Here is a 23,551-nt window from a genome sequence, read left to right as displayed (position 1 = left end):
CCTACCGGACAGCGCCCGCGCATGTTAACCTGTCAGTCTATACAACCTTGCATATAGCCATCCACACATGAAGATCGTCCCCCACGTCAATCTGGTCACCATCATTGAAATCGGGGCAATACTGGTCGGCGCATTTTCCGGGTTCGTGGAAGCGCGCCGCAAGCGCATGGATATCGTGGGCGTCATCATCGTGGCGTTTATCACGGCATTTGGCGGCGGCACCATGCGCGACATCCTGCTCGACAAGCGCCCCCTGTTCTGGGTCCAGCATCAGGAATACACGATCCTGCTGTTCGTGGTGGCGCTGCTGGCGGCGCCGTTTTTCAAGCAAATCCGCCATATCGTGTCGGAACGCCTGATCGTCGTGGCCGATGCCGTGGGCCTCGGCCTGTTTGCCGTGGCCAGCGTGGCGCAGGCGCAGGCGGTGGGCATGCCGCTGTTTATTGCCGTGATGATGGGCGTCATTACCGGCATCTTTGGCGGCGTGCTGCGCGATATCGTGTGCAATGAAGTGCCGATGGTCTTCCGCGATGGCAAGCCGTATGCGATTTGCGCATTCTTTGGCTGCTGGGTCTATATCGGCTTGCAGTACGCGGGCGCGTCGGAAGATTTTTCGCTGTGGGCCAGCGCCGCGCTGATTACACTGATGCGCCTGGTCAGCTGGAAGTTCGACCTCAAGCTGGCGCACCCCAGGTAAAACCGGCGCCGCACCGCTGCGGCGCCAGGCAGCCGTTAAACCGCGTCCGGGCCCGTTTCGCCGGTACGGATACGGATCACTTGCTCAACGTTTTGCACGAAAATCTTGCCGTCGCCGATCTTGCCGGTGCGGGCAGCCTTGATGATGGCGTCAACCACTTGCTCGGCCACGCTGTCGTCAACCACCACTTCCACGCGCACTTTCGGCAGGAAGTCCACCACGTATTCCGCGCCGCGGTACAGTTCCGTGTGGCCCTTTTGGCGGCCAAAGCCTTTTACTTCCGTCACGGTCAGGCCGGTCACGTTGACTTCAGCCAGCGCTTCGCGCACTTCGTCCAGCTTGAATGGCTTGATGACTGCGGTAATTTGTTTCATAACATTCTCCTTAAAGTGTGTTCAAACGTCTTCCGGCACGTTCTTTAAATCATTCATCCACACCACCGCTTCCGAATCGCTCGGGGCGCGCCAGTCGCCGCGCGGCGACAGCGAACCGCCCGATCCCACCTTCGGCCCATTCGGCACACACGTGCGCTTGAACTGGCTGGTCAGGAAGAAGCGGCGCAGGAAGATGGCGAGGTTGGCCTTGATATCCTTCATCGCATACTGGTTGCGCACCACGTGCGCGTCATTCGGCCAGTAACCGGTATTGCGGTCGCTCCACGCGGCATGGGCCAGGAACGCCACTTTTGACGGCGCGAAGCCGAAACGCAGCGTGTAGTATAAGTTGAAGTCCTGTAGTTCGTATGGGCCGATGACACTTTCCGTTATTTGCGCGGGCGCGCCGTCACCGGATTTGCCCGGCACCAGTTCCGGGCTGATTTCCGTATTCACGACAGCCAGCAGCACGGCGGAATCCACGTCGCCAAACTGCCTGCTTTCCGCCACCCAGCGCACCAGGTGGGAAATCAGGGTCTTCGGCACGCTGGCGTTGACGTTGTAATGCGACATGTGGTCGCCCACGCCATACGTGCACCAGCCCAGCGCCAGCTCGGACAAGTCGCCCGTGCCGATGACGATGCCGCCCGTATGGTTGGCGATGCGGAACAGGTGGTTGGTGCGCTCGCCCGCCTGCACGTTTTCAAACGTGATGTCGTACTGTTCGGCGCCCTCGGCGTACGGATGGCCGATATCTTTCATCATCTGGATGCAGCTCGGACGGATATCGATTTCCTGGGCCGTGCAGCCGACAAAGGCCATCAGTGCACGCGCCTGTTCCAGCGTGCGGGTGCTGGTGGCAAAGCCTGGCATGGTAATGGCAATGATGTTCGAGCGCGGCAAGTCCAGGCGGTCCATGGCTTTCGCGCACACCAGCAGCGCGTGCGTGGAATCGAGGCCGCCGGACACGCCGATGACGACTTTCCGGATGCCGGACGACGACAAACGCTGCACCAGCGCCTGCACCTGGATGTTATAGACTTCGTTGCAGCGCTTGTCGCGCAAGGCCGTATTCGATGGCACGTACGGGAAGCGGGCCACGTTGCGCGCCAGCGGCAGCACTTGATGGCGCGGCAAATCCAGCGCAAAGCGGGCCGTGCGGAACTTCGACAATTCTGCGCTGTGGCGGCGCATCGACTGGCCAAACGTGGTCTGGCGCATGCGTTCGCGCGACAGGCGTTCCAGGTCCACGTCGCCGTATATCACGTGCGACTCATCCTGGAAACGTTCCGCTTCGCGCAGCAATTCGCCATTTTCATAAATCAGCGCCTGGCCATCCCACGCCAGGTCCGTCGTGGATTCGCCGCGGCCTGCCGACGAATACAGGTAAGCGGACAGGCAGCGCGCCGATTGCTGGCCCACCAGCTGGTGGCGGTAGTCGGCTTTGCCGATCACCACGTTGGACGCCGACAAGTTCACCAAGACCGTGGCGCCGGCCAGCGCGGCAAACGATGACGGAGGAATCGGCACCCACACGTCTTCGCAAATCTCGACGTGGAATTTCAGCAGCGGGAAATTCTCCACTTCAAACAGCTGTTCGGCGCCAAACGGCACTTTCTGGCCCAGCAAGGTAATTTCCGCCGACAGCGCTTCATCGGCCGCCGAAAATTGGCGCGCCTCATAGAATTCGCCATAGTTCGGCAAATACGTTTTCGGCACCACGCCGTGGATGCGGCCGCCCGACAGCACGACGGCGCAATTGAACAATTGATGGTCGACCCGCAGCGGCGCCCCCACCACCAGCACGGAGGCTATGGATTTCGACGCTTCCAGCACGTCATTCAAACCTGCCAGGCAGCCATCGAGCAACGCGCGCTGGTGGAACAAGTCATCGCACGTATAAGCCGACAAGCCCAGTTCAGTAAAGGCGACCAGTGCCGCGCCCTGCGCGGCCGCTTCACGGGCCAGCTTGATGGTTTCCTGCGCGTTGTGGGCCGGATCGGCAACGCGGCAGCGCGGCACGGCGACCGCAACGCGGGCGAAATCGTGGGAATACAGGTTGAAGAAAGAATGTGGCATGGGGAAACGCTCGGCAGTTAGGCGACAAGGGTGCAGGGCCTTCAGGCCGGGCATCCTCATATCAGAAAGGCGATTTTAGCATTCGGCCTTAATTACCGGGCAAAGTTGCTAGAATGGCCCTCATGACCACTTACCGCCCTGCCATCCTGTCCTCCCTCACTGAAGCCGGCGAAGCTGCCTGGTCCGCGCTGCTGGCCGCGCAGGGAGAAGCCAATCCCTTCCTGTCGTACGCGTTCCTGCATGCGCTGCACGCGTCAGGCAGCGCCTGTGCGGAAACCGGCTGGCAGCCGCAATACCTGGCGCTGTGGGATGGCAGCGTGCTGGCCGCCGCCATGCCGCTGTACGCGAAATCCCATTCGTATGGCGAATACGTGTTTGACTGGGCGTGGGCCGAGGCTTACCACCGCAACGGCATCGAGTATTACCCGAAACTGTTGTCCGCAATCCCCTTTACCCCTGTGACGGGCAGCCGCCTGCTGGCGCGCGATGACGAAGCACGGGCTGCGCTGGTTGCCTTTTTGCTGGAACAGCAGCAGGCGTCGCGCATGTCGTCCACCCACGTGCTGTACCCGGCGCAGCCGCAGGCGCTGTTGCTGAAAGAGGCTGGCTTCATGCTGCGCAGCGGCGTGCAATTCCACTGGATTAACCAGGGCTACCACACGTTCGACGATTTCACGGCCACGCTGGAGCACAAGAAGCGCAAGAATATCCGCGCTGAACGGCGCAAGGTGCGGGAAGCCGGCGTCACGCTGCGCCGCGTGCGGGGCTTTGACATCACGGATGCCGACTGGCGCTTCTTCCACCGCTGCTATGAAACCACGTATGCGGAACACCGGTCGTCGCCTTACCTGAACCTGGCGTTCTTCCGCGATATCGGCGCGGCCATGCCGGACAACATCATGCTGACCATTGCCGAACGTGGTGGCCGCCCGATTGCATCATCGCTGGTGCTGCATACGAAAGACACGCTGTATGGGCGCTACTGGGGCGCCGTCGAACACGTGCCATGCCTGCACTTCGAGGCGGCATATTACCAGCCGCTGGAATTTTGCATCGAGCAAGGCATCAAGACGTTTGAAGGCGGCGCGCAGGGCGAGCATAAAATGGCGCGCGGCTTTTTGCCGCAGCAGACGTGGTCGGCGCACTGGCTGGCGCACCCGTCATTTGCCGATGCGGTGGAACGCTTCCTGGAGCGGGAAGGTGCGGGAATTGCCAACTATATCGATGAGTTGAATGAACGCAACCCGTTCAAATGACATCATTAGCGTTTCCGACCTGATGAGCTATTTTCATCAATAATAACTAATAGACAACCCCATGGCGGCGGGCGACCCTTGGTCAGGCTCGACCATAAGGAGACTGCACCATGCCCGCCACCACCGCCGCTCTGCAGGGCGGCAAACTGATTGCCCTGGATGCCCGCCCCGACCGCATCGACTTGCGCGACTTGCCCTACCGCGCACCGATGGGCAACTTGCCGCCCCGCATACCCACCGACACGCAGCTGCATGACCACTTGCCCGCCTATACGGAAGCGGGCCTGATCCTGGACCAGGGCCAGGATGGCGCGTGCACCGGCTTCGGGCTGGCGGCAGCCGTCAATTACCTGCTGTGGCGCCAGTCCGGCATGGCGATGCGCAAGCAAGACCGCGTCAGCCCGCGCATGCTGTACACGCTGGCGCGCTATTACGATGAGTGGCCGGATGAAAATTACGAGGGTTCCAGCTGCCGGGGCGCGCTGAAAGGCTGGCAAAAGCATGGCGTGTGCGCGGAAATGCTGTGGCGTGACAAGTCCCTCGGGCCGGACAGCGAGGACTGGGCCAGGGATGCGGTCCAGCGCCCGCTGGGCGTGTACTACCGCATTGAAAAGCAGTCCGTGGTCGATATGCAGTCCGCCATCTGCCTGAGCGGCGCAATTTACGTGTCCGCCAAAGTCCATGGCGGCTGGACCACCATCCCGCGCAACGCCGCGCCGCCCGACAGCCACGCCCAGCTGCCGCGCATTGCCTACAACCCGGAACAGCCGGATATCATCGGCGGCCACGCGTTCGCGCTGGTTGGCTATAACGACTATGGCTTCATCGTGCAAAATTCGTGGGGCAAAAGCTGGGGCGCTGGCGGCTTTGCCGTGCTGACGTACCAGGACTGGATCGCCAATGGCACCGATGCGTGGGTGGTCGGGCTGGGCGTGCCGCTGGCGCAAGGCAGCGCATCGACCGTGCACGTGGGGCCGCAGGCGTGCCCGCCCAACCAGGCGCGCCCAATGGGTGTGGTGGCCACGGCCGCCCTGCAAAGCCCGCGCGCCGCCTTTACCAGGGAAGACGCGTACCAGCACACGCTGGTCACCGGCAACAACGGCGTGCTGTTGAACCGCATGCCGCACTTGCCCAGCGCCGACCGCAATGCCGATGTCGTGGTGGTCGAACGGCCCGCCGCCTGGCTGCAGCAACAGCCTGCGCATGCGCGCAAGGTCATGCTGTATTTCCATGGCGGCTTGGGCAGCGAAGCGTCATCGATCGCCCGTATCCAGGCCATGGCGCCGTGGTTCCTCGACAATGGCGTCTATCCCATCTTCGTTACGTGGAAAAGCGGCTGGCTCGACGTCATCAACGACATGATTGCCGACAAAGCGCGGGAATTGTTCGGCACCCAGCGCGTGCGGGGATTGGGCGACTGGTTTGACGATGCGCGCGACCGCGGCATTGAAGTGCTGGCGCGCGAAGTGCTGGTGCGCAGCATGTGGAGCGAGATGAAACAGAATGTGCAGGCCAGCGCCGACGGCCTGGGGACCGGCATCACGGTACTGGCTGACAAGCTGGCAGCCCTGCGCACGCAGCTTGGCAGCGACGTGCCGATCCACCTGGTGGGCCATTCGGCCGGCGCGCTGATTGCAGGCCGCCTGCTGTCGGCATTCCGGACCGGCAAACATAAACAGTCCGCCGCCAGCTGCACCTTGTATGCGCCGGCCTGCACGGTGTCCTTCGCGCTGGAACACTACGTCAAAGCCATCGACCACGGCGTGCTGCCGCGCGCGGCGTTCGATATCCACACGCTGTCCGATCCGCTGGAACTCGACGATTCAGTCGGCCCCTACCGCAAATCGCTGCTGTACCTGGTCAGCCGCTCGCTGGAAGACTTGCACAAGACGCCGGTCCTGGGCCTGGCCAGCGTCTATGACGGCAGCCGCGCCAACGGGGAATTCTGGCATCAGCAAACAGTGCGCGACGTGCGGGCGTGGCAAAAATTCTTTTGGCAAGATACGCCGGCCATCCCGCAGGGCATTACCGGCGGCGATGGCTTGCCTGCCGCGTGCCGCCTGCATATCTTGAAAGAGCCGGACGTGAGGACCAGCAGCATGGCGGGCGGCCGATCCGTCAAGTCCACGCACGGCGCCTTTGATAATTGCGCCGCCATCGTCAGCGCCACGCTGCTGCGCATCCTGGGCGCGGACCGGCTGCCGCAGCCGCAGGTGGATTTGTCGGCTTTTTGAAAAGAACGGGAAAGGCATGCGCTGCCCAAATAAAAAAACGCACCGAAGTGCGTTTTTTTGGGGGCGGCCGCAGAAATTACTTCTGCTCTTGCTTGTTGTAGTTGGCCACGCCGCTCAGGATTTCCTGTTTGGCTTCTTCCGGGCCGAACCAGCCTTGCACTTTGACCCACTTGCCTGGCTCCAGGTCTTTGTAGTGCTCGAAGAAGTGCTGGATTTGCTGCAGGCGCAAGTCTTGCAGGTCTTCCGGCTTTTGCCAGTGCTTGTAGATCGGCAGCACTTTGTCCACTGGAACGGCCAGCACTTTCGCGTCTTCGCCGGATTCGTCCGTCATTTTCAGCACGCCGATCGCGCGGCAACGCACCACCACGCCTGGGATCAGCGGGAACGGGGTGATAACCAGCACGTCAACCGGGTCGCCGTCGTCGGACAGCGTGTTTGGAATGTAACCGTAGTTGCATGGGTAGTGCATCGCGGTGCCCATGAAACGGTCAACGAAGATTGCGCCCGATTCCTTGTCCACTTCGTACTTGATCGGGTCGGCATTCATCGGGATTTCGATAATGACGTTGAAATCGTTCGGCAAGTCTTTACCAGCCGGTACTTTATTCAGGCTCATGTTTTTCCTTGGTGGGATTGCGTATGAAAAGTCTAACCGCGACATTATAGCGAACTGCAACACGCCTGTCGCCGCCGCACGCCCGCCAGTGCACTGTGCCAATGAGCAACACCGTCGCGCCCCCCGTCCACCGGCGCGAATTACACATGCTAAGATGGCTATATTGCCGCCCTTGCATCTGGGCGCCGCGCTGTGAGCCTGCCGGGGGATGCTGATGACATATGCAGTGCAATCCGCTTCACGATGCCGCCGCGTCATGACTTTAATCTGCGCGGCGGCGCTCGCCCCGGCCTGCGCCCAAGAGTTGCAATCCAATAGTTTCGCGGATTTATCGCTGGAAGAACTCAGCGAATTCCGCATCACATCCGCCTCGCGCAAGGAAGAGCGGCTGGCCGATACGGCCGCCTCCGTCTACATCATCACCAACGACATGCTGCGCCGCTCCGGCGTGCGTACGCTGCCGGAAGCGCTGCGGCTGGCGCCCAACCTGCAAGTGGCGCAAACCACGTCGTTCCAGTACGCCATCTCGGCACGGGGCCATAACGACATCACATCCAACAAGCTGCTGGTCATGATCGATGGCCGCACGGTCTATACGCCACTGTATTCCGGCGTATTCTGGGATGCGCAAGATGTGCTGCTGGCCGATGTCGACCGTATTGAAGTCATCAGCGGCCCGGCCGGCGTTGCATGGGGCACCAATGCCGTCAATGGCGTCATCAACGTCATCATGAAAAAAGCCGACGCGCTGGGTGGCGACCTGGCACAGGTCACCGCCGGCCAAAGCGGCTACAGCGCCGCCTGGCGGCACGGCGGCCGCCTTGGCGCCGATGGCAGCGCCGCCTACGCTGTCTATGGCAAGGCCGACAGCGGCAAACGCACACAGCGCGCCAGCGGCGCCGACAACCCCGACGAATGGGGCCACGGCCAAGTTGGCTTCCGCGCCAACTGGCGCCAGGGCGATGACCACTACAACGTGCAGGGCGACTATTACCGCAGTTCCGGCGAGCAGACCACACAGTCACGCGCCCGCCTGTCCGGCGGCAATGTGATGGCGCTGTGGGAGCGCGACATGGCGGAAGGCGCCAACTTGCGCGTGCAAGCGTATGCCGACCACACGCAGCGCGACATGCCCGGCATCCTGGTCGAGCGAATGAACATCTATGACCTCGACGTCCAATACCGGCTGCCGCATAAGCCGGACCACGAAACCATCGTTGGCGGCGGCTACCGCTACGCGACGGACCACGTGGGCTTGAACGGCATGTTTGCGTTTATACCCGCGCACCGCGAACTGTATTGGGCCAATCTGTTTGCCCAGCATGAGTGGCGCTGGCGCGACGGCTGGCGTGTCACGGGAGGGCTGCGCGCCGAAAGCAATAACTACAGCGGCCTTGAGTGGCTGCCCAGCGTGAAACTGGCATGGTCGCCCCACGACAGCGCACTGTGGTGGGCAACCGTGGCGCGCAACGTGCGCGCGCCGTCGCGCTTCGATGTGGATTTATATTTCCCATCCAAGCCGCCCTATGTGTTGAAGGGGGGCGCCGGGTTCCGCGCCGAAGTCGCCAACACGGTGGAAACAGGCTGGCGCATCAAACGCGGCCCTTCCCTGTCATGGTCGCTGGTTGGGTTCCACACGCAATACCAGCACTTGCGCAGCATCGACCAGCAAGGCGCCGCCTTTGTCGTTGGCAACCAGGTCCATGGCTTTACGCAGGGGATCGAAGCGCAAGCCATGTGGATGCCGGCGCCGGACTGGACGCTGGAAGCGGGTGTGCTGCTGCTGCATGAAGAATTCAGGGGCGGCTTGCGGCGGCAGCAATTGCAAGGCCGCGATCCCGTTCACCAGTTACGGGTCAGCGCACGCTGGCATGGCTCGGAACAGCATGATGTGCAATTGACGCTGCGTGAAGTGGGCCGGCTGCCTGGCGCGGTATCGACGAACCCGTTGACGGCAACGCCGGTGCCGTCTTATGCGGTAGCGGATGTGCAGTGGAGCTGGCGGCCTGCGCACAATGTGGATGTGACGGTGGCGGCGCGCAACCTGTTCGACCGCAGGCACCGGGAATTTGGCGGCCTGGCCACGCCACCCGGAAATACAGTCATGCTAGGCAGGGTTATCGACGCCGTTCTCAGCGTAAAGTTCTGAATCCGCCTGCTTGCGTCAACGCGGCGCATGCAAAAAACCCGCCATGCATTACAGCAGCGTCGCCAGTGCGCACTGGCGGTAGTGGTTCGCCGCCTCTTCCGGCTGCTGCAGCGCTTCATGCAGCTGGGCCAGTTTCAAATGCGACTCGCGCACCATGCGCGGTTCAGACGCATCGGACAGCGCCTGTTCCAGATAGCGCTGCGCCTTGCCCCACAATTTCTGCTTCAGGCACAGCGAACCCAAGGTCAGCGCCAGTTCCGCATCGGTCGGACGTTCCTGCATCCACTTTTCGCAATGCTCGATTTGCGTCAGCAGCGCTTGCGAACCGGCCGGCGCCGCCGCATCGCGGTATGCCTGGATCACACGCTCGTCCCAGTTCGACGCCAGCGCTTCTTCGGCCACCACGCGGGCCTCGTCATGCAAGCCCCGCTCATTCATGGCGCTGGCCGCGCGGCATGCGACAAACGCCTTGGTGCGGTCATTGGAAGGAATCGTCGACCACACGCGCATCAGCGATTCCGCGTCGTGCGAGGTATCAGACAGCAAATCCTGGTACGCCAGTTCGCGCAAGCGGGCCGACAGCGCCGGGTGCAGCGCCTTGTGCTTGTCCAGCGACTTCACGAGGCGCAGCACTTCCGGCCAGTTCTTCGCCTGCTGCTGCGCTTTCAGCGACCATTGCAGCGCGTGGATGTGGCGGGTGCCCGAAGCATTCAATTCACGCACGGCTTCCAGCGCCGCTTCCGGCTGGTGGTCGTCGACCAGCAATTCCGTCATCGTCATCAGGCGCGCCGTCTTCATGCTGGTGTCGGCCGAAATCGTGGCCAGCCAATTGTCGCGGCGCTGGTTCTGGCGCATGCGGTGCGCGGCGCGGGCGCCGATCAGCGCAGCCACGCCGGCGTTTTCCGGCAATTCCGAAGCGCGCAGCGCAGCCTTTTCAGCATGGCCGAAACGGCCTTCGAACAATGCCTTCAACGCATCGCGCAAGCCCTTGTTGCCATCGCGCTCGCGTTTGCGCTGGCGGTAAGCGGCCACGCGCTCCGGCATTTGCATGGTGCTGCGGAAGGCGCCAATGACCAGATACAGGAAGGCGAACAGCGCCGCCAGCAACAGCAGGAACAAGTTCAGCGACAAGTCGATGCGGTATGGCGGGTAAAACAGCACCACGTTGCCCGGGTTGAAACGGGCCGTCACGGCGATGCCGATGGCCCCTGCCATCAGAGCGAGTAACCAGAGGAATAAGCGCATTTACGGTTTCGCCTTGTAATTGCGGACGGCGTTCAGGCTGTCGGCCAGCGTCGGCATTTCAATGGCCAGGTTGCTGTTCTGGACCTGGCGCAGCAGCGCCTGCACGGATTGCGTGGCTTTCGCGCGGGTGTCGAAATAGCGCGCCAGCGCTTCCTGCGCCGCGATCAAGTCGCTGCGGAAAGCCGCCTCATTGCGCGACAACAGCGCCATGCGGGCATTCAGCAAGCGCAATTTCAGGTTTTCGCGCAAGAAGTACGCCTGGGTTGGCGACAGCATCAGGGCGTCCGGCGTTTCCACGCTGCGCACGCGGATCAGCTGGCGCACGTCGGTCCACATGTCCGTGCTCCACTCATCCCACACGTCGCGCATTTGCGTCAGCCATGGCGAACCCTGTTCGGCCGGCGGCGCATCCTTGGCGCCCTTGGCATTCTTCACGGCTGGTTTCACGGACGCCTTGGCTTTCTTGTCCGGCTGCGCGGGCAAGGTCGGCTTTTCATCGGCCAGCATCGGCAGCGTATCCACTTGCGCCATGACGTTATCGAGACGCACGGCCAGGCCAACCGTATCGACACTCGGCAGCGCCTTGAGCTTTTCCGTGTCTTTCGCGATCGCGCGGCGGATCGTGATGAATTGCGGCTTGTCCGAGCGGGACAGGCTGCGGTCCGCATTTTGCAGCGCGATCAGCGCGCCCGGCACGTTGCCGGCTAATTGCAATTGCTGGCTGGCCGTCGACAGCACTTGCTCAATTTCCGCCAGCGCCCATTCGTCGCGGTTCTTCGACAAATCCTGGTACAGCTGTTCCAGCGCCAGTTGCTGGCTTTGGGCTTCGGTCTGCTTGTTTTCCAGCATACCGACCTTGATTTGCAATTCCTTGGTATTTTCCTGCACCGCGTGCACCACCTTGCCCGTGTCGGCATTGACGGTGTCGCCCTGCTGCAGGCGGCGCGCCATTTCTTCGCGCAGCTTGCGCACCTGGGTGTGCGACGACCACGTTTGCGCGGCCAGCAAGACGCCCAGTGCAATCACGGCAATCGCCAGTGGGCGCTGCATCTCGTTTTTAACAGGCGAGGATGGCGGCGTGGCAGGCGGCGGCGTCACCGAAGCAGCAGCTGCCGGCGCGGCGTTTTCCGCGCCGGCAGCCGGCTTCGCCGCAGATTGAGCGGACTCCGGCGTGGAGTCAGGAATAGTAGGCAAATCGTTCATGGGCGTGATTGTAACGCGGCGAGCAGGCGTTCGTCGCCTGAAGCTGTCTGCGTTATAGAGTGAAACCCCAGGGACGTTGCTGTTTCAGCAATCCTGGCATGGGGGATGATCAATTCTTGATGTTGCAATTTTGCAACGAGCGCATCGGCGCCGGGCAATTGCCGCACCAGCCCCACCAGCCCGCGCAGCGCTTCGGAACTGGTGATGACCCACGTGGCGGAGCCGGCCAGCAATGCCTGCAGGCGCTGCGCCAGCGCGGGCGTCAGCGGCGGCACGTGGCGGCGGTAGGCGGCAATGACGGTGACGTGGGCGTCGGCCGCACGGAACGCGTCGCCCATCAGTTCGCGGCCGCTTTCACCCCGGATGATCAGGACGCGGGCGCCGTTCAGCGCCTGCATGTCCATGGCGGCCAATAAATGTTCAGTGTCGCTGGGGTCGCTGCAGGCCGGCATATGGATGCGCACGGCCGCATCAGTCACGCCATGGGCAGCCAGCGCCAGCTTGCTGCCCTCGCCCACCACGGCAATGGCCACGCCAGCTGGCCACGTGGAAAGGTGGGCAAAGGCCGCGTCGATGGCATTGGGCGACACAAAGGCCACCAGGTCGAAATCCGCCAGCCGCGCCAGCACGGATTGCAGCGGCGCGGGATCGGGCAGCGGGGCAATTTCCAGCAGCGGCAGCACTTCCACCGGCAAACCAAGCGCTGCAATGCGCTCAGCCAGCGGCAGCGCCTGCGCCTGCGGACGGGTAATAATGACGGGGCCGGGCATCCGGAATGCAGTGTCCCGTATCAAGTGCGGGGCGCGGGCGCCTGGTTCGGCGCATGGTCCGCCGCAGCCGCTTCGGCCAGGCAAACGGACAGGATATCGACCGCATCTTGCTGGCGCAGCAATTCCGATACTTGCACGCCCAGTTCTTCGGCCGAAGCAGCCGGGCCGCGCACTTCCGCGCTGGCCATGCGCTTGCCATCGGGTGTCGCCACCATGGCGCGCAAGTGCATGGCCGCGCCATCGACGGTGGCAAAGGCCGCCAGCGGCACCTGGCAGCTGCCGCCAAACACTTTCGACACTTTGCGCTCGGCCGCCACGGCTTGTGCGGTCGGCACGTGGTTCAGCGGCGCGAGGATCGCCATCAAGTCCAGGCCATCCTTGCGCTGGGCAATTTCAATGGCCATCGCGCCCTGCCCGGCAGCGGGCAGGCTGGCTTCCGGTTCCAGCAGTGAACGGATGCGTTGCGGCAAGCCCAACCGTTTCAGGCCGGCAGCAGCCAGGATAATCGCCGCGTAATCGCCGCGGTCCAGCTTGCCCAATCGCGTATCGAGGTTGCCGCGCAGCGGCTTGATGACCAGGTGCGGATAACGGGCGGCAATCAGCGACTGGCGGCGCAGGCTGCTGGTGCCAACCACGGCGCCGGCCGGCAAGTCATCCAGCGACGCGTAATCATTCGACACGAACGCATCGCGCGGATCTTCGCGTTCCAGCACGGCAGCCAGCGCAAAGCCTTGCGGCAATTCCATCGGCACATCTTTCAGCGAATGCACGGCCAGGTCGGCGCGGCCTTCTTCCATGGCCACTTCCAGTTCCTTGACAAACAGCCCCTTGCCGCCGACTTTCGACAAAGCACGGTCCAGAATCTGGTCACCCCGCGTAGTCATACCGAGGATTTGAATATCACACTGCGGATATAATTCAGATAAGCGGTCGCGTACATGCTCAGCCTGCCACATGGCAAGGCGGCTTTCGCGCGAAGCGATGATGAGTTTGGATGGGACCTGTGCAGCCATTTCGGAAGTATTCAAAACCGGATCTTTCGCGGTAGCGTAGTTAAAGACGTGCCTGAGACCACAAATTTTAGCATGCGCCATCCATAACAGAACCGGAGCTTATCCAGCTTCCCACGTTATCCAACATACTTTGCGGCTTATATATTTATGGTCACACCAGAGAATGCAATCAGTGAAACGGCGGGCGTGGATAAAGACGCCCCGTTGAAAGAAGATATCCGCCTGCTGGGGCGCCTGCTGGGCGACGTGCTGCGCGAACAGGAAGGGGAAGAAGTGTTTTCGGTGGTCGAGACGATCCGCCAGACCGCCGTGCGCTTCCGCCGCGAAGCCGATGCGGGCGCCGCCAAAGAGCTGGACGGCATGCTGAAGATCCTCACGCGCGACCAGACGATTTCCGTGGTGCGCGCGTTTTCGTATTTCTCGCACCTGGCCAATATCGCGGAAGACCAACACCACATCCGCCGCCGCCGTGCGCACTTGCTGGCAGGCTCAAAGCCGCAGCAGGGTTCCGTGTCGTTCGCCTTGTGCAAGCTGCAGAACGCAGGGGTGCAGGAATCGGCGGTGGCCGGCTTCTTCAAGAATGCGTTGATTTCGCCGGTGCTGACGGCGCACCCGACGGAAGTCCAGCGCAAATCCATCCTCGACGCGGAACATGAAATCGCCCGCCTGCTGGCCGAGCGCGACTTGCCGCTGACGCCGAAAGAACGCGCGGCCAACCTGCACCTGCTGCGCGCCAAAGTGGCCACCCTGTGGCAAACCCGCATGCTGCGCTATACGAAGCTGACCGTGGCCGATGAAATTGAAAATGCGCTGTCGTACTACCGCATCACGTTCTTGCGTGAATTGCCGGCCATGTATGACGACATCGAGATGGACATCGCGCTGCAATACGGCCACGAAGGTACGCCTGCCCCGATCAACGCGCCCTACATGCAGATGGGCAGCTGGATCGGCGGCGACCGCGACGGCAATCCAAACGTCAACGCCGGCACCATGCGCCACGCGCTGGAACGGCAAGCCGCCACCATCCTCGACTTTTATCTGGACGAATGCCATACCCTGGGCGCGGAACTGTCAATTTCCACGCTGATGGTGAAATGCACGCCGGCGCTTCAAGCGCTGGCCGACGCGTCGCCCGACCAGACCGACCACCGCGCCGACGAACCATACCGCCGCGCACTGATCGGTATTTATGCACGGCTGGCCAGTTCCGCCCGCGCACTGGGCGCATCGAATATCTTGCGCAAGGAAGTAGGCCACGCGGAACCGTATGCCGGCCCGGCGGAATTTTCCGCGGACTTGCAAGTGCTGATTGATTCGCTCAATGCCAACCATGCGGGCGTCATGGTCAAACCACGCCTGGCCACGCTGAAGCGCGCGGCCGATATCTTTGGCTTCCACCTGGCGTCGCTGGACATGCGCCAGTCGTCCGATATCCACGAAAAAGTGCTGGCCGAACTGTTCTCGCGCGCCGGTGTCGTGGCGGACTACGCAGCCATGGACGAAGACGGGAAAGTCAAACTGTTGCTGGCCGAACTGGCGCAGCCGCGGCTGCTGTATTCGCCGTACATTGATTACTCGGAACAGACGGTGTCGGAACTGGCTGTCCTGGGCGCCGCGCGCGATATCCGCCAGCGCTACGGCGCGCGCGCCATCCGCAACTACATCATTTCGCACACGGAGACCGTATCGGACTTGCTGGAAGTGCTGGTGCTGCAGCAGGAAAGCGGCTTGCTGCGCCGCACCCGCGACGGCGCCGCGCACCTGGATTTGATGGTGATCCCGCTGTTTGAAACCATCCCGGACTTGCAGCGCGCCGCCGGCATCATGGAAAGCATGATGGCCATTCCAATGGTGCGCCAGTTGATCCGCCAGCAAGGCGAAGAGCAGGAAGTCATGCTGGGCTATTCAGACTCCAACAAGGATGGCGGTTTCCTCACGTCGAACTGGGAACTGTACAAGGCGGAAGTGCGGCTGGTCGAAGTGTTTGCCCAGGCTGGCGTGAAACTGCGCCTGTTCCATGGCCGCGGCGGCACGGTCGGCCGTGGCGGCGGCCCGTCGTACGAAGCGATCCTGGCGCAGCCCAAAGGTACCGTCAATGGCCAGATCCGTTTGACGGAACAGGGCGAAATCATTGCATCGAAATTCTCCAATGCGGAAATCGGACGGCGCAACCTGGAATTGCTGGTGGCGGCCACGCTGGAAGCAAGCCTGCTGCCGCCGCCGTCCGATGCGGCGCAGATGGCGCAATTGGCCGGCTTTGAAGCCGTGATGGCGGATATCTCGGACCGCGCTTACCGCGCTTACCGCGACCTGGTGTATGAAACCCCGGGCTTCACGGATTACTTCTTTGCCGCCACGCCGATTGCGGAAATCGCGGAATTGAACCTGGGTTCGCGTCCGGCATCGCGCAAGGCCACGCGCCGCATTGAAGATTTGCGCGCGATTCCCTGGGGCTTTTCGTGGGGCCAGTGCCGCCTGCTGTTGCCGGGCTGGTATGGTTTCGGCAGCGCCATCGGCGGCTGGGTACGTGATGTCGGCAGCGACAGCAACGAACGCCTGGCGCAATTGCGCGACATGTACCAGCACTGGCCATTCTTCGCCACCCTGCTGTCGAATATGGACATGGTGCTGGCCAAGACCGACCTCGCCATCGCGTCCCGCTATGCACAGCTGGTGCCGGATGAAGAACTGCGCACCCGCATCTTCAAGCGCATCACGCAGGAACATGCGGATACGCTGGCGTGCCTGCAAGCGATCACCGGCAATACGGACCGCCTGGCCGGCAATCCGCTGCTGGCGCGTTCGATCCAGAACCGCTTTGCCTACCTGGACCCGCTGAACCACTTGCAGGTGGAATTGATCAAACGCCACCGCTCCGTGGCGCATGAACCCGGGAAGGTCGATGCGCGCGTGCACCGGGGCATCCATTTGTCCATTAATGGCGTTGCGGCGGGGTTGCGTAATACCGGATAATCCCGGTATGAAACGACTGGAACTGCTCGACTACGGACGCCTGGCCGCGGCACTCGGTGTGCTGGCCTATCACTATTTGTTTTTCGGCGTCAGTAAAGGGCTGGTCACTTCGATCAGCCCCGTTCCCGCCGAGGTGGCATGGGCCAAATATGGCTTCCTGGGCGTGCAGTTTTTCTTTTTGATCAGCGGCTTTGTCATCTTCCAGTCGGCCTGCGGCAAGTCCGCCGGCAGTTTCCTGGCCTCGCGCGCGGCCCGCCTCTATCCGGCCTTTTGGGTGGCGCTGACTTGCACGGCGCTGGTGGCGTGGCTGTCCGGCCACGCGCCGATCGCCATCACGTTCAAGCAATACCTCGTCAATACGACGATGTTTTATTCGGAACTGGGGCAGCCTCCCGTCGATGGCGTGTACTGGACCCTGTCGTACGAATGGCATTTTTATCTGCTCGTGTTCGGCGCACTGGCGCTGGGGCTGGAAGCGCGCCTGCCGCTGCTGTTTGGCCTATGGTCGCTATTCCTCGCGTTCACGTATCTGGTCGGCGGCCAGTCGCTGCCGTATGGCGACAGTTATTACGCGTGGTTTGTCGCCGGCGCCTTCTTTGCCATGCTGCTGCGTAAAAAAGCATGGTGGATGGTGGCGTGCCTGGCGCTGACGCTGTACGTTTGCTACGGCGCCCTGTTTGCCTATTGCGACCGCTTCTTGCTGGACAAAGGCGTCCCGCTGGACAAAGGCGTAGCAGGCGCCATTATCACGTGCCAGGTCGTGTTTTTTGCGCTGCTGATGACGCCGCGCGCCGCCGCGCTGCGCTTGCCGGGCTCCAGGCTGGCGGGCGGCCTGACTTATCCGTTATACCTGGTCCACGCACACATCGGCTACGTGGTGCTGACCCGCATCGGCACGGAAAGCAACCGCACGATGGCGCTCATCGTGACGTCGATCGCCATGCTGTTGCTGGCCGCTGCCATCCATTATGGTGTCGAGCGGCGCTATGCGCGGTTCTGGCAACACTTGTTCACCCGCACGTTCGGCGCCTTGGGCGATGCCGCCGCCGGCCGCATCGCGCGGCTGACGGGGCGCATCGGTGACGCAGGCTCGCGCGATGGCCAGAATTGGATGCGCTGACAGCTGGCGCAGCTTGCCGTGCGGCTCAAACGTCCGGCACGATATTTTCGCCATTGGCCAGTTGATAGCCGCCATCCTTGAACACGTAACGGGCGCTGCCCGTTATCGGGACAGTCTTGCGGGCAGGTTCCACGTCCGTTTCCGTGTCCGTTACCGCAGCCAGCGCAATTTTCTCCTGGCCAGTGAAGTCCACGCGCAAATCATCGTAGGCCGCCCCCGTATTACTGCGCACGAATTGCCAATGGCCGCTCACTTCCCAGCATTTCTCGGTAGCCGGGCCGCACCAGCCAGTATTGTCCGAGTGGATCTTGATCGCGCCCACCAGATCGCTCACGTTCTCGGCCGTCACGTCATACAGCGACAACAGTGTGATCGTATGCCCCTGCCAGGTACCGCCATGTTCAATGGCCAACCCCGGCTTCCCGTCTGCCAGCATGGTCCATTTGACGCTGCCGATGCTGCCGTTGGAACCGAGGCCATCAATATTTTCATGGCGGCGCCATACTTTCCATTGGCCCGCTTCCTTGCGCAGCAAATACACGCTGAGCAGGCCCGGCGTGCCATGCGCACTCATTGTCGTGCCATTGTCGTCCAGCGCTTCGCCATTCAATACCAATACCGACGTGCCATCGGCTAGCACCTGCATGGCAACGGGCGTCAGCAGAAATTTACTGGTCTGGTTGCGCTCTTCAGGGTCTGGCAAGTCCACTTCAGCCGATCCGCTGTCGCGGCGATAATCTTTTCCAAATACTGCCTGCATTAACTCTGCATATTTGGAGAGGTCTGGCCGGTGCTGCTCGCTGTCAGAGGCGGCTGGCGCACTAGCCGCGGCGTCAGGCACGGCAGCAACCTGGCGCTGCTTGCCGCAGCCGCATAAGGCCAGTATGGCCGCCACGCAGATGGCCTTGCGCAATTTCATAGGACTCTTCATTTTTCAACGCAAAAAATTTATTTTTAAATAACTTTTCCGTGCGAATAATACGCGAACGCGCGGGAATTGCAATGAATAGAGTCGTGCAGGCGTAAAAAGGCCGCAACTGCCCAATACGTCCGGCCAAGGCGGCCAGAGAAAGGACAGCCGCGGCCGGCTGTGATGCTGCGTGTTATCCGCCGTCAGTGGTGCGCGCCGCCCTCTGCGCGGATCGCCTTCACTTGCGGCTCGGTGACTTTGGCGGCAATGCCACCCCAGCCGCCGCGCAGGAAGTTGACCAGGTCCGTCACTTCCTTGTCGGTGAGCTGGCCCGCGAAGCCGGGCATTTCCTGCATCGATTCCTTTTCACCGAAATGCTGGGCTTTGATGCCGTCCAGCGTTGCAGCAATCAGGTTATGCGGGTCGGGATTGCGCACGGACGAGTTGCCCTTCATGGCGACGGCCACGTGCGGCTTGCCGCCGCCGTCCAGGCCGTGGCAGCCCGCACACACAGCGAGATACGTGCGCCTGCCCGCGTCGATGTCCGCGCCCGTCAATTCCACGGGTTTCAGCGCTTGCGGCGCCAGCGGCTTGTCGCCGAACAGGTACGTGGTCATCGCCTTCAAGTCTTCCGGCTTCATGTACTGGGTGCTCATGTGCACCACTTCGAACATTTCACCGGTGGCGGAGCCTTGCGGCGCCACGCCGGTGGCCAGGAAGGTTTGCATGTCTTCCGGCGTCCAGCCAAAGGCGGCCAGCCCGGCCGGCGTGATGTCCGGGGCGCCGATGCGCGCCATGCGGTTGCCCGTCAACGTGCGCGACAAATCCATCTGGCCCAGCGCGCCGCGCGGCGTGTGGCATTCCGCGCAGTGGCCCAGCGTATTGGTCAGGTAGCGGCCGCGCTTCCATTCAGCCGACGTGCCGGCCGACGCATCGGTCAATTCATCCTTGAGGAACAGGGCTTTCCAGATCCCCATGCCAAAGCGCATGTTGTACGGGAACTTCAAGTCCGGCTCCCTGTTCGCCACGGCAGCCGGCTTCAATTGCATGAAGTACGCATACAGCGCGTCGGAATCCTCGCGCGACAAGCCACGGTACGACGTGTATGGCATGGCCGGATACAGTTGCTTGCCGGGCGACTTGCCGTCGTGCAGGGCCTTGTAGAAATCGTCGCGGCTCCACGTGCCGATGCCGTGTTCCTTGTCCGGCGTGATATTCGTGCCGTAGAACTTGCCGTAGGGGGACGCCAGTTCGACGCCGCCCGCAAAGTTCGCGCCCGACGGCGCCGTGTGGCACGCCGCGCAGTCGCCAGCCTTGGCCAGGTAGCGGCCGCGTTCGACCATTTCCTTGTTGTTGGCGGCAGGAGCTGAGGCGCCCTCCCCCTTGCCGCCGCATGCGGACAGCAGCACGGCCGCAGCGATTGAAGTCAGGGCCAGGTAGGCATGCTTCATCATTTGCCCTCCTTCACCAGTCCCGGCGTCGTCAGCACGACTTCCTTGACGGCCTCGTAATAGCGCACGTAACCCGTGCAGCGGCAGATATGCTTGTTCAGCGCATCCGTGATGGTGCTTTCCACCTGGTCTTTCGCGACCGGGGTTTTCTTCAGCCGCTCGATCAAGACCGTGGCGGCCGTGACGAAGCCCGGCGTGCAATAGCCGCACTGGAAGCTGAAGTGCTCCATGAACTTTTGCTGGATCGCCGACACGCCGGTAACTTCGCCCTTGTCATTGCGCTGCGCGTGGCCCTCAATGGTGCGGATTTTCTTGCCTTCGAAGTGGTGGGCGCCCGTGATGCAGGTGCGCACTTCTTCGCTGGTGCCATCAGGCTTGTCGACAATGACAGTGCACGCATGGCACACGCCCTGGCCGCAGCCCAGGCGCGAACCGGTCAAATCGCAGTATTCATGCAGGAAGTCCACCATCATCAGCCCTTCCGGTGCTGGGGTCGGGCCGACGGACTTGCCGTTGATATGTAAGGTAATGGGTTTGGTGACGATGCTCATGCCAGCACCTCCTGGATACGTTGCGGGGTAACAGGCAAATCGGTGAACCGATGGCCGATGGCGTGCGCGATGCCGTTGACGATGGCGCCAACGACAGGAATCATCACGACTTCAGCAATGCCTTTCGGGGGATCGGTGTCCGACAGCGCGGGCAGGATGTCGGCGGTCTGCTTCCAGACCGCGACATCGGTAGCGCGCGGCACGTGGTAACGGTTGAAGTTCCACGTGCCATTGCCAGGACCGTCCTCGTACAACGGGAGGTATTCATGCAAGGCGTGGCCGATGCCCATCGCCAGGCCGCCCTGCAGCTGGCTGGAAACCAGCTGCGGCGACAGCATGTTGCCGCACTCCATGATCGAGTGGTGGCTGAGCAGCTCGACTTTGCCGCTGCCTTCATGCACGGCCAGTTCCACCAGGGTGCCGACTGCGCTGTAATACGTGACCATCGCACCGTTGCGCTGCACCGGCGGGATGTAGACTTTCTTGCGGTTCAAGACGTGGTAGCCGCCCTTGGTCGATGCCTGCGCTTTTTTGGATGCGGAGGCGCCGTCGCCATAACGCACCGACAAGCCATCGACCGGCAAACGGGTATTGGCGCCATTGACTTCCCAATCGGCTTCCGTCCACGCCCAACGGTTGAACGCGTGCACGATGGCGCCTGTCACCAGCCCCAGTTCGTGCGCTTTTTTCACGATGGTTTCATACGGCAGCGCTTCCAGGCCATTGGCCGTCAGCTTGCCATCGACCCAGCGCGCATCTTCCACGCGGATCGTGACCGATGCCGCCTGGCCGCCCATGTAGCCGGCGCTCCAGATCGCCATCGCGGCCGGCCACAGGCCGTGCATGAAGATCACGCGGGCCGCTTCGCGCGTCGTGTGCGTATAGTAAAACGCAGAATTGGTGGCCGACGCCGGCGAGCAATACGCATTCGACCAGCGCGGATTCGCGCTGAGCTTATCCTGCTCGGCCTGGCTCATGATGTAAGGATTGCCGCTGGTTTCAATCGGCAAATCGCTCCAGTCAGTTACCGCCGTGATGATTTCGCCGGCCGGGTAATGCAGCCACTTGGCCACCGCCACGGCCTGTGACGTGGACATGCCGGTACCGATTTCCGTACCGCTGTGCCACATGCGGATCTTGCCTTCCGCATCGATTTCGACGCGCGCAAACGAACTTTCCGCGCCGGTGCCGAAGTCTTTCTGGCAGCATGCGAAGCCCACGCCATAACGCTTGCCCGGGTTGGCCGCTTCAAATTCAGTTTTCTTTTTCGCGCGTTCCAGCCACAGCGGATGGGCCTTGGCCTTGTTCAGCACTTCATCGACACGCACGGCGCCGGCAGGGATCGCGCCCTGCGTATTTTTCATGCCGCTGCGTAAAGCATTCTTCAGGCGGAATTCAATCGGGTCCAGCTTCAGCTGTTCAGCGAATTCATCGACCATCATTTCCGTCGCCGCCATCGCCTGCAGCGTGCCGTAGCCACGCGCAGAACCGGCATCGACGGCGCGCGACGCTATCGCCACGGCGGCGAAGTCATTCTTCGGCAGGTAGTAAATCGATTGCGCCGCGGTGGCCGCCACCATCGCCACGGAAGGCGAGAAGTTGCAGCGCCCGCCGCCATTGGCTTCCAGGTAGCCGGCGAACGATTGCATCAGGCCCGTCTTGCGGTCCACGCCGATGCGGTAATCCATCTTGAACGCATGGCGCTTGATGGAGGTCTGGAATTGCTCGTAGCGGTCATTCGCCAGGCGCACCGGCTTGCCATTGCTGTACAGCGCCGTCACCAGGCCATAGAACGGGAAGTTGTAGTGGTCTTTGGAGCCATAGCCCACCGTGTAGCACGGGTGGACGAACAATTGCTTGACCGGGAATTTCGTGGCCTTCTTGAACATCTCCAGCACGCCTTCGATGACTTCCTGCGGACCCTGCGACGCCACCACCATGTGCAGCGCCTGTTTGTCGGCGTCGTACCAGCAGTTGGCATTGTCCGGCTCCATCGCGGCCGTATCGATCGATTGCGTGTTGTACGTGCGGTTCAAGACCAGCCAATCGGCCGGCGGGTTGTCCAGTTCTGCCTTGATCTGGTTCGCGTAAAACATGCCCTGTTCGCCCAGCTTGCCGTGTTCGACGCCGTCCGGCCACACCGGCTGCTGCTTGCGCATCGTGCTTGGGAACACCGGCGCATTCTGCAGGCTGGAGAACTTGTCAGCATCATCGGACGTGGCGCCGCCCACGCGCACGAAGCGGAACGTGCCCCACGGGTCGCGTTCCAGCGCCGGCACGGCGTCCCCGTATTGGACGACGGTATCCTTGAATTGCAGCCGGTCCTTGGCGAAGCGGTAGCGGGCGAAATCGTCGTAAATCAGGATCGCCACGGCATGGCCCAGATAGGCCGCGCCTTTACCTTCCGGCAGCAGCATGTCGGCGCCATAGAAGGCCGGGAATTCCACGCCGTCGCGCGCCAGGTCGGCCGCCGTGACGATGCGGTCCGGTTTCAGCTCGTCGCCCAGCAGCGACAAGTCCAGCCCCGCGTACGCGCGGTCCGTGCGCGTCGCGCGCAGGATGAAGGCGTGGGACTGCTGTTGCGGCCAGTGCGGCATATCCTTGGCGCGGATATCGCGCGCAAATACTTTGGCGCCCGTGACCTTGGCCAGGGCGTCAATACGCACTTTCGCCGTGGCGCTCTTGGGATCCCAGGCGACCGGCGTCAATATCTTTTCTTCAAACAGGGCGGCAAATGCTTTGCCCCCAAGCGGTGCGACGTAGACCGCCACACCCGCAACCATCCCCGCCTTCAGGAAATTACGGCGTGAAAGTTCGACCTTCATTGTTCAATACTCCCATTTTCTAAGACGGACTTCCAGGCGGTACCAACTACACGGGATGTACTAGTGGGATGCTCAACTGGCG

At 62.1% G+C, this 23,551-nt stretch carries 17 protein-coding genes; 6 read left to right on the top strand and 11 right to left on the bottom strand.

The genetic code is table 11. From position 1 onward, the window contains the following. The first annotated feature begins 67 nt into the window (after positions 1-67). Positions 68-697 (top strand): trimeric intracellular cation channel family protein, encoded by a 630-nt coding sequence (locus tag GM668_RS14845; protein WP_155439737.1) that lies wholly within the window; start codon positions 68-70, stop codon positions 695-697. A gap of 35 nt (positions 698-732) precedes the next feature. On the opposite strand, the gene GM668_RS14840 is transcribed toward GM668_RS14845, so the two are convergent. Together GM668_RS14840 and GM668_RS14835 are read right to left on the bottom strand one after the other, a co-directional pair. Next, positions 733-1,071, bottom strand: a complete 339-nt coding sequence (locus GM668_RS14840) for a P-II family nitrogen regulator (RefSeq protein ID WP_154382350.1) — start codon at positions 1,069-1,071, stop codon at positions 733-735. Between the two features lie 21 nt (positions 1,072-1,092). Next, on the bottom strand, positions 1,093-3,150 hold the full coding sequence (locus GM668_RS14835; protein ID WP_155439736.1) for an NAD(+) synthase: 2,058 nt from the start codon (positions 3,148-3,150) through the stop codon (positions 1,093-1,095). 122 nt (positions 3,151-3,272) lie between these two features. On the opposite strand from GM668_RS14835, the gene GM668_RS14830 reads away from it, so the two are divergent. Next, entirely contained in the window at positions 3,273-4,406 is a 1,134-nt protein-coding gene (locus tag GM668_RS14830; RefSeq protein WP_229499346.1) for a GNAT family N-acetyltransferase, read from the top strand. A gap of 110 nt (positions 4,407-4,516) precedes the next feature. Next, a complete protein-coding gene (locus tag GM668_RS14825) occupies positions 4,517-6,640 on the top strand; it encodes a C1 family peptidase (RefSeq protein ID WP_155439734.1) in 2,124 nt (707 codons plus the stop codon). A gap of 76 nt (positions 6,641-6,716) precedes the next feature. Here the strand turns inward: GM668_RS14825 and ppa are convergent, their stop codons facing one another. Beyond that, on the bottom strand, positions 6,717-7,256 hold the full coding sequence (gene ppa / locus GM668_RS14820) for an inorganic diphosphatase (RefSeq protein ID WP_155439733.1): 540 nt from the start codon (positions 7,254-7,256) through the stop codon (positions 6,717-6,719). Positions 7,257-7,512: 256 nt separating this feature from the next. On the opposite strand from ppa, the gene GM668_RS14815 reads away from it, so the two are divergent. After that, on the top strand, positions 7,513-9,405 hold the full coding sequence (locus GM668_RS14815; RefSeq protein WP_170305649.1) for a TOL_0244 family TonB-dependent receptor: 1,893 nt from the start codon (positions 7,513-7,515) through the stop codon (positions 9,403-9,405). Between the two features lie 48 nt (positions 9,406-9,453). Here the strand turns inward: GM668_RS14815 and GM668_RS14810 are convergent, their stop codons facing one another. The 4 genes from GM668_RS14810 to hemC are packed head-to-tail and all read right to left on the bottom strand — an operon-like array spanning position 9,454 to position 13,636. Next, positions 9,454-10,650: a heme biosynthesis protein HemY gene (locus GM668_RS14810; protein ID WP_155439731.1), complete on the bottom strand. Its 1,197-nt coding sequence runs from the start codon at positions 10,648-10,650 to the stop codon at positions 9,454-9,456. After that, the gene (locus tag GM668_RS14805; protein WP_155439730.1) at positions 10,651-11,853 is read right to left on the bottom strand and encodes a uroporphyrinogen-III C-methyltransferase; all 1,203 of its coding nucleotides are present in this window, start codon (positions 11,851-11,853) and stop codon (positions 10,651-10,653) included. Continuing rightward, the gene (locus GM668_RS14800; RefSeq protein ID WP_155439729.1) at positions 11,850-12,623 is read right to left on the bottom strand and encodes a uroporphyrinogen-III synthase; all 774 of its coding nucleotides are present in this window, start codon (positions 12,621-12,623) and stop codon (positions 11,850-11,852) included. The genes GM668_RS14805 and GM668_RS14800 overlap by 4 nt, the downstream gene beginning before the upstream one ends. A gap of 20 nt (positions 12,624-12,643) precedes the next feature. Then, positions 12,644-13,636: a hydroxymethylbilane synthase gene (gene hemC, locus GM668_RS14795; RefSeq protein WP_155439836.1), complete on the bottom strand. Its 993-nt coding sequence runs from the start codon at positions 13,634-13,636 to the stop codon at positions 12,644-12,646. Between the two features lie 147 nt (positions 13,637-13,783). Here hemC and ppc point away from each other — a divergent pair, with 147 nt between their 5' ends. Both ppc and GM668_RS14785 read left to right on the top strand, forming a co-directional pair. Beyond that, positions 13,784-16,612 carry a phosphoenolpyruvate carboxylase gene (ppc, locus tag GM668_RS14790; protein WP_155439728.1) on the top strand — a complete coding sequence of 943 codons (2,829 nt, stop codon included), beginning with the start codon at positions 13,784-13,786 and terminating at the stop codon, positions 16,610-16,612. Between the two features lie 7 nt (positions 16,613-16,619). Beyond that, entirely contained in the window at positions 16,620-17,732 is a 1,113-nt protein-coding gene (locus GM668_RS14785; RefSeq protein WP_170305648.1) for an acyltransferase family protein, read from the top strand. A 25-nt stretch (positions 17,733-17,757) separates the two neighbouring features. Here GM668_RS14785 and GM668_RS14780 read toward each other — a convergent pair whose 3' ends face one another. The 4 genes from GM668_RS14780 to GM668_RS14765 form a co-directional block, all read right to left on the bottom strand. Continuing rightward, the gene (locus GM668_RS14780) at positions 17,758-18,651 is read right to left on the bottom strand and encodes a hypothetical protein (RefSeq protein WP_155439726.1); all 894 of its coding nucleotides are present in this window, start codon (positions 18,649-18,651) and stop codon (positions 17,758-17,760) included. Positions 18,652-18,845: 194 nt separating this feature from the next. Then, a complete protein-coding gene (locus tag GM668_RS14775) occupies positions 18,846-20,096 on the bottom strand; it encodes a cytochrome c (RefSeq protein ID WP_371868706.1) in 1,251 nt (416 codons plus the stop codon). Further along, positions 20,093-20,644, bottom strand: a complete 552-nt coding sequence (locus GM668_RS14770) for a (2Fe-2S)-binding protein (protein WP_155439725.1) — start codon at positions 20,642-20,644, stop codon at positions 20,093-20,095. Before GM668_RS14770 ends, GM668_RS14775 begins: the two co-directional genes overlap by 4 nt. Continuing rightward, the gene (locus GM668_RS14765) at positions 20,641-23,469 is read right to left on the bottom strand and encodes a xanthine dehydrogenase family protein molybdopterin-binding subunit (protein WP_155439724.1); all 2,829 of its coding nucleotides are present in this window, start codon (positions 23,467-23,469) and stop codon (positions 20,641-20,643) included. Before GM668_RS14765 ends, GM668_RS14770 begins: the two co-directional genes overlap by 4 nt. Positions 23,470-23,551 lie beyond the last annotated feature (82 nt).

The organism is Pseudoduganella ginsengisoli, assembly GCF_009720865.1.
GTDB classification, from domain to species: Bacteria; Pseudomonadota; Gammaproteobacteria; order Burkholderiales; family Burkholderiaceae_D; genus Rugamonas; species Rugamonas ginsengisoli.
This window is presented reverse-complemented; position numbering and strand designations above follow the sequence as displayed.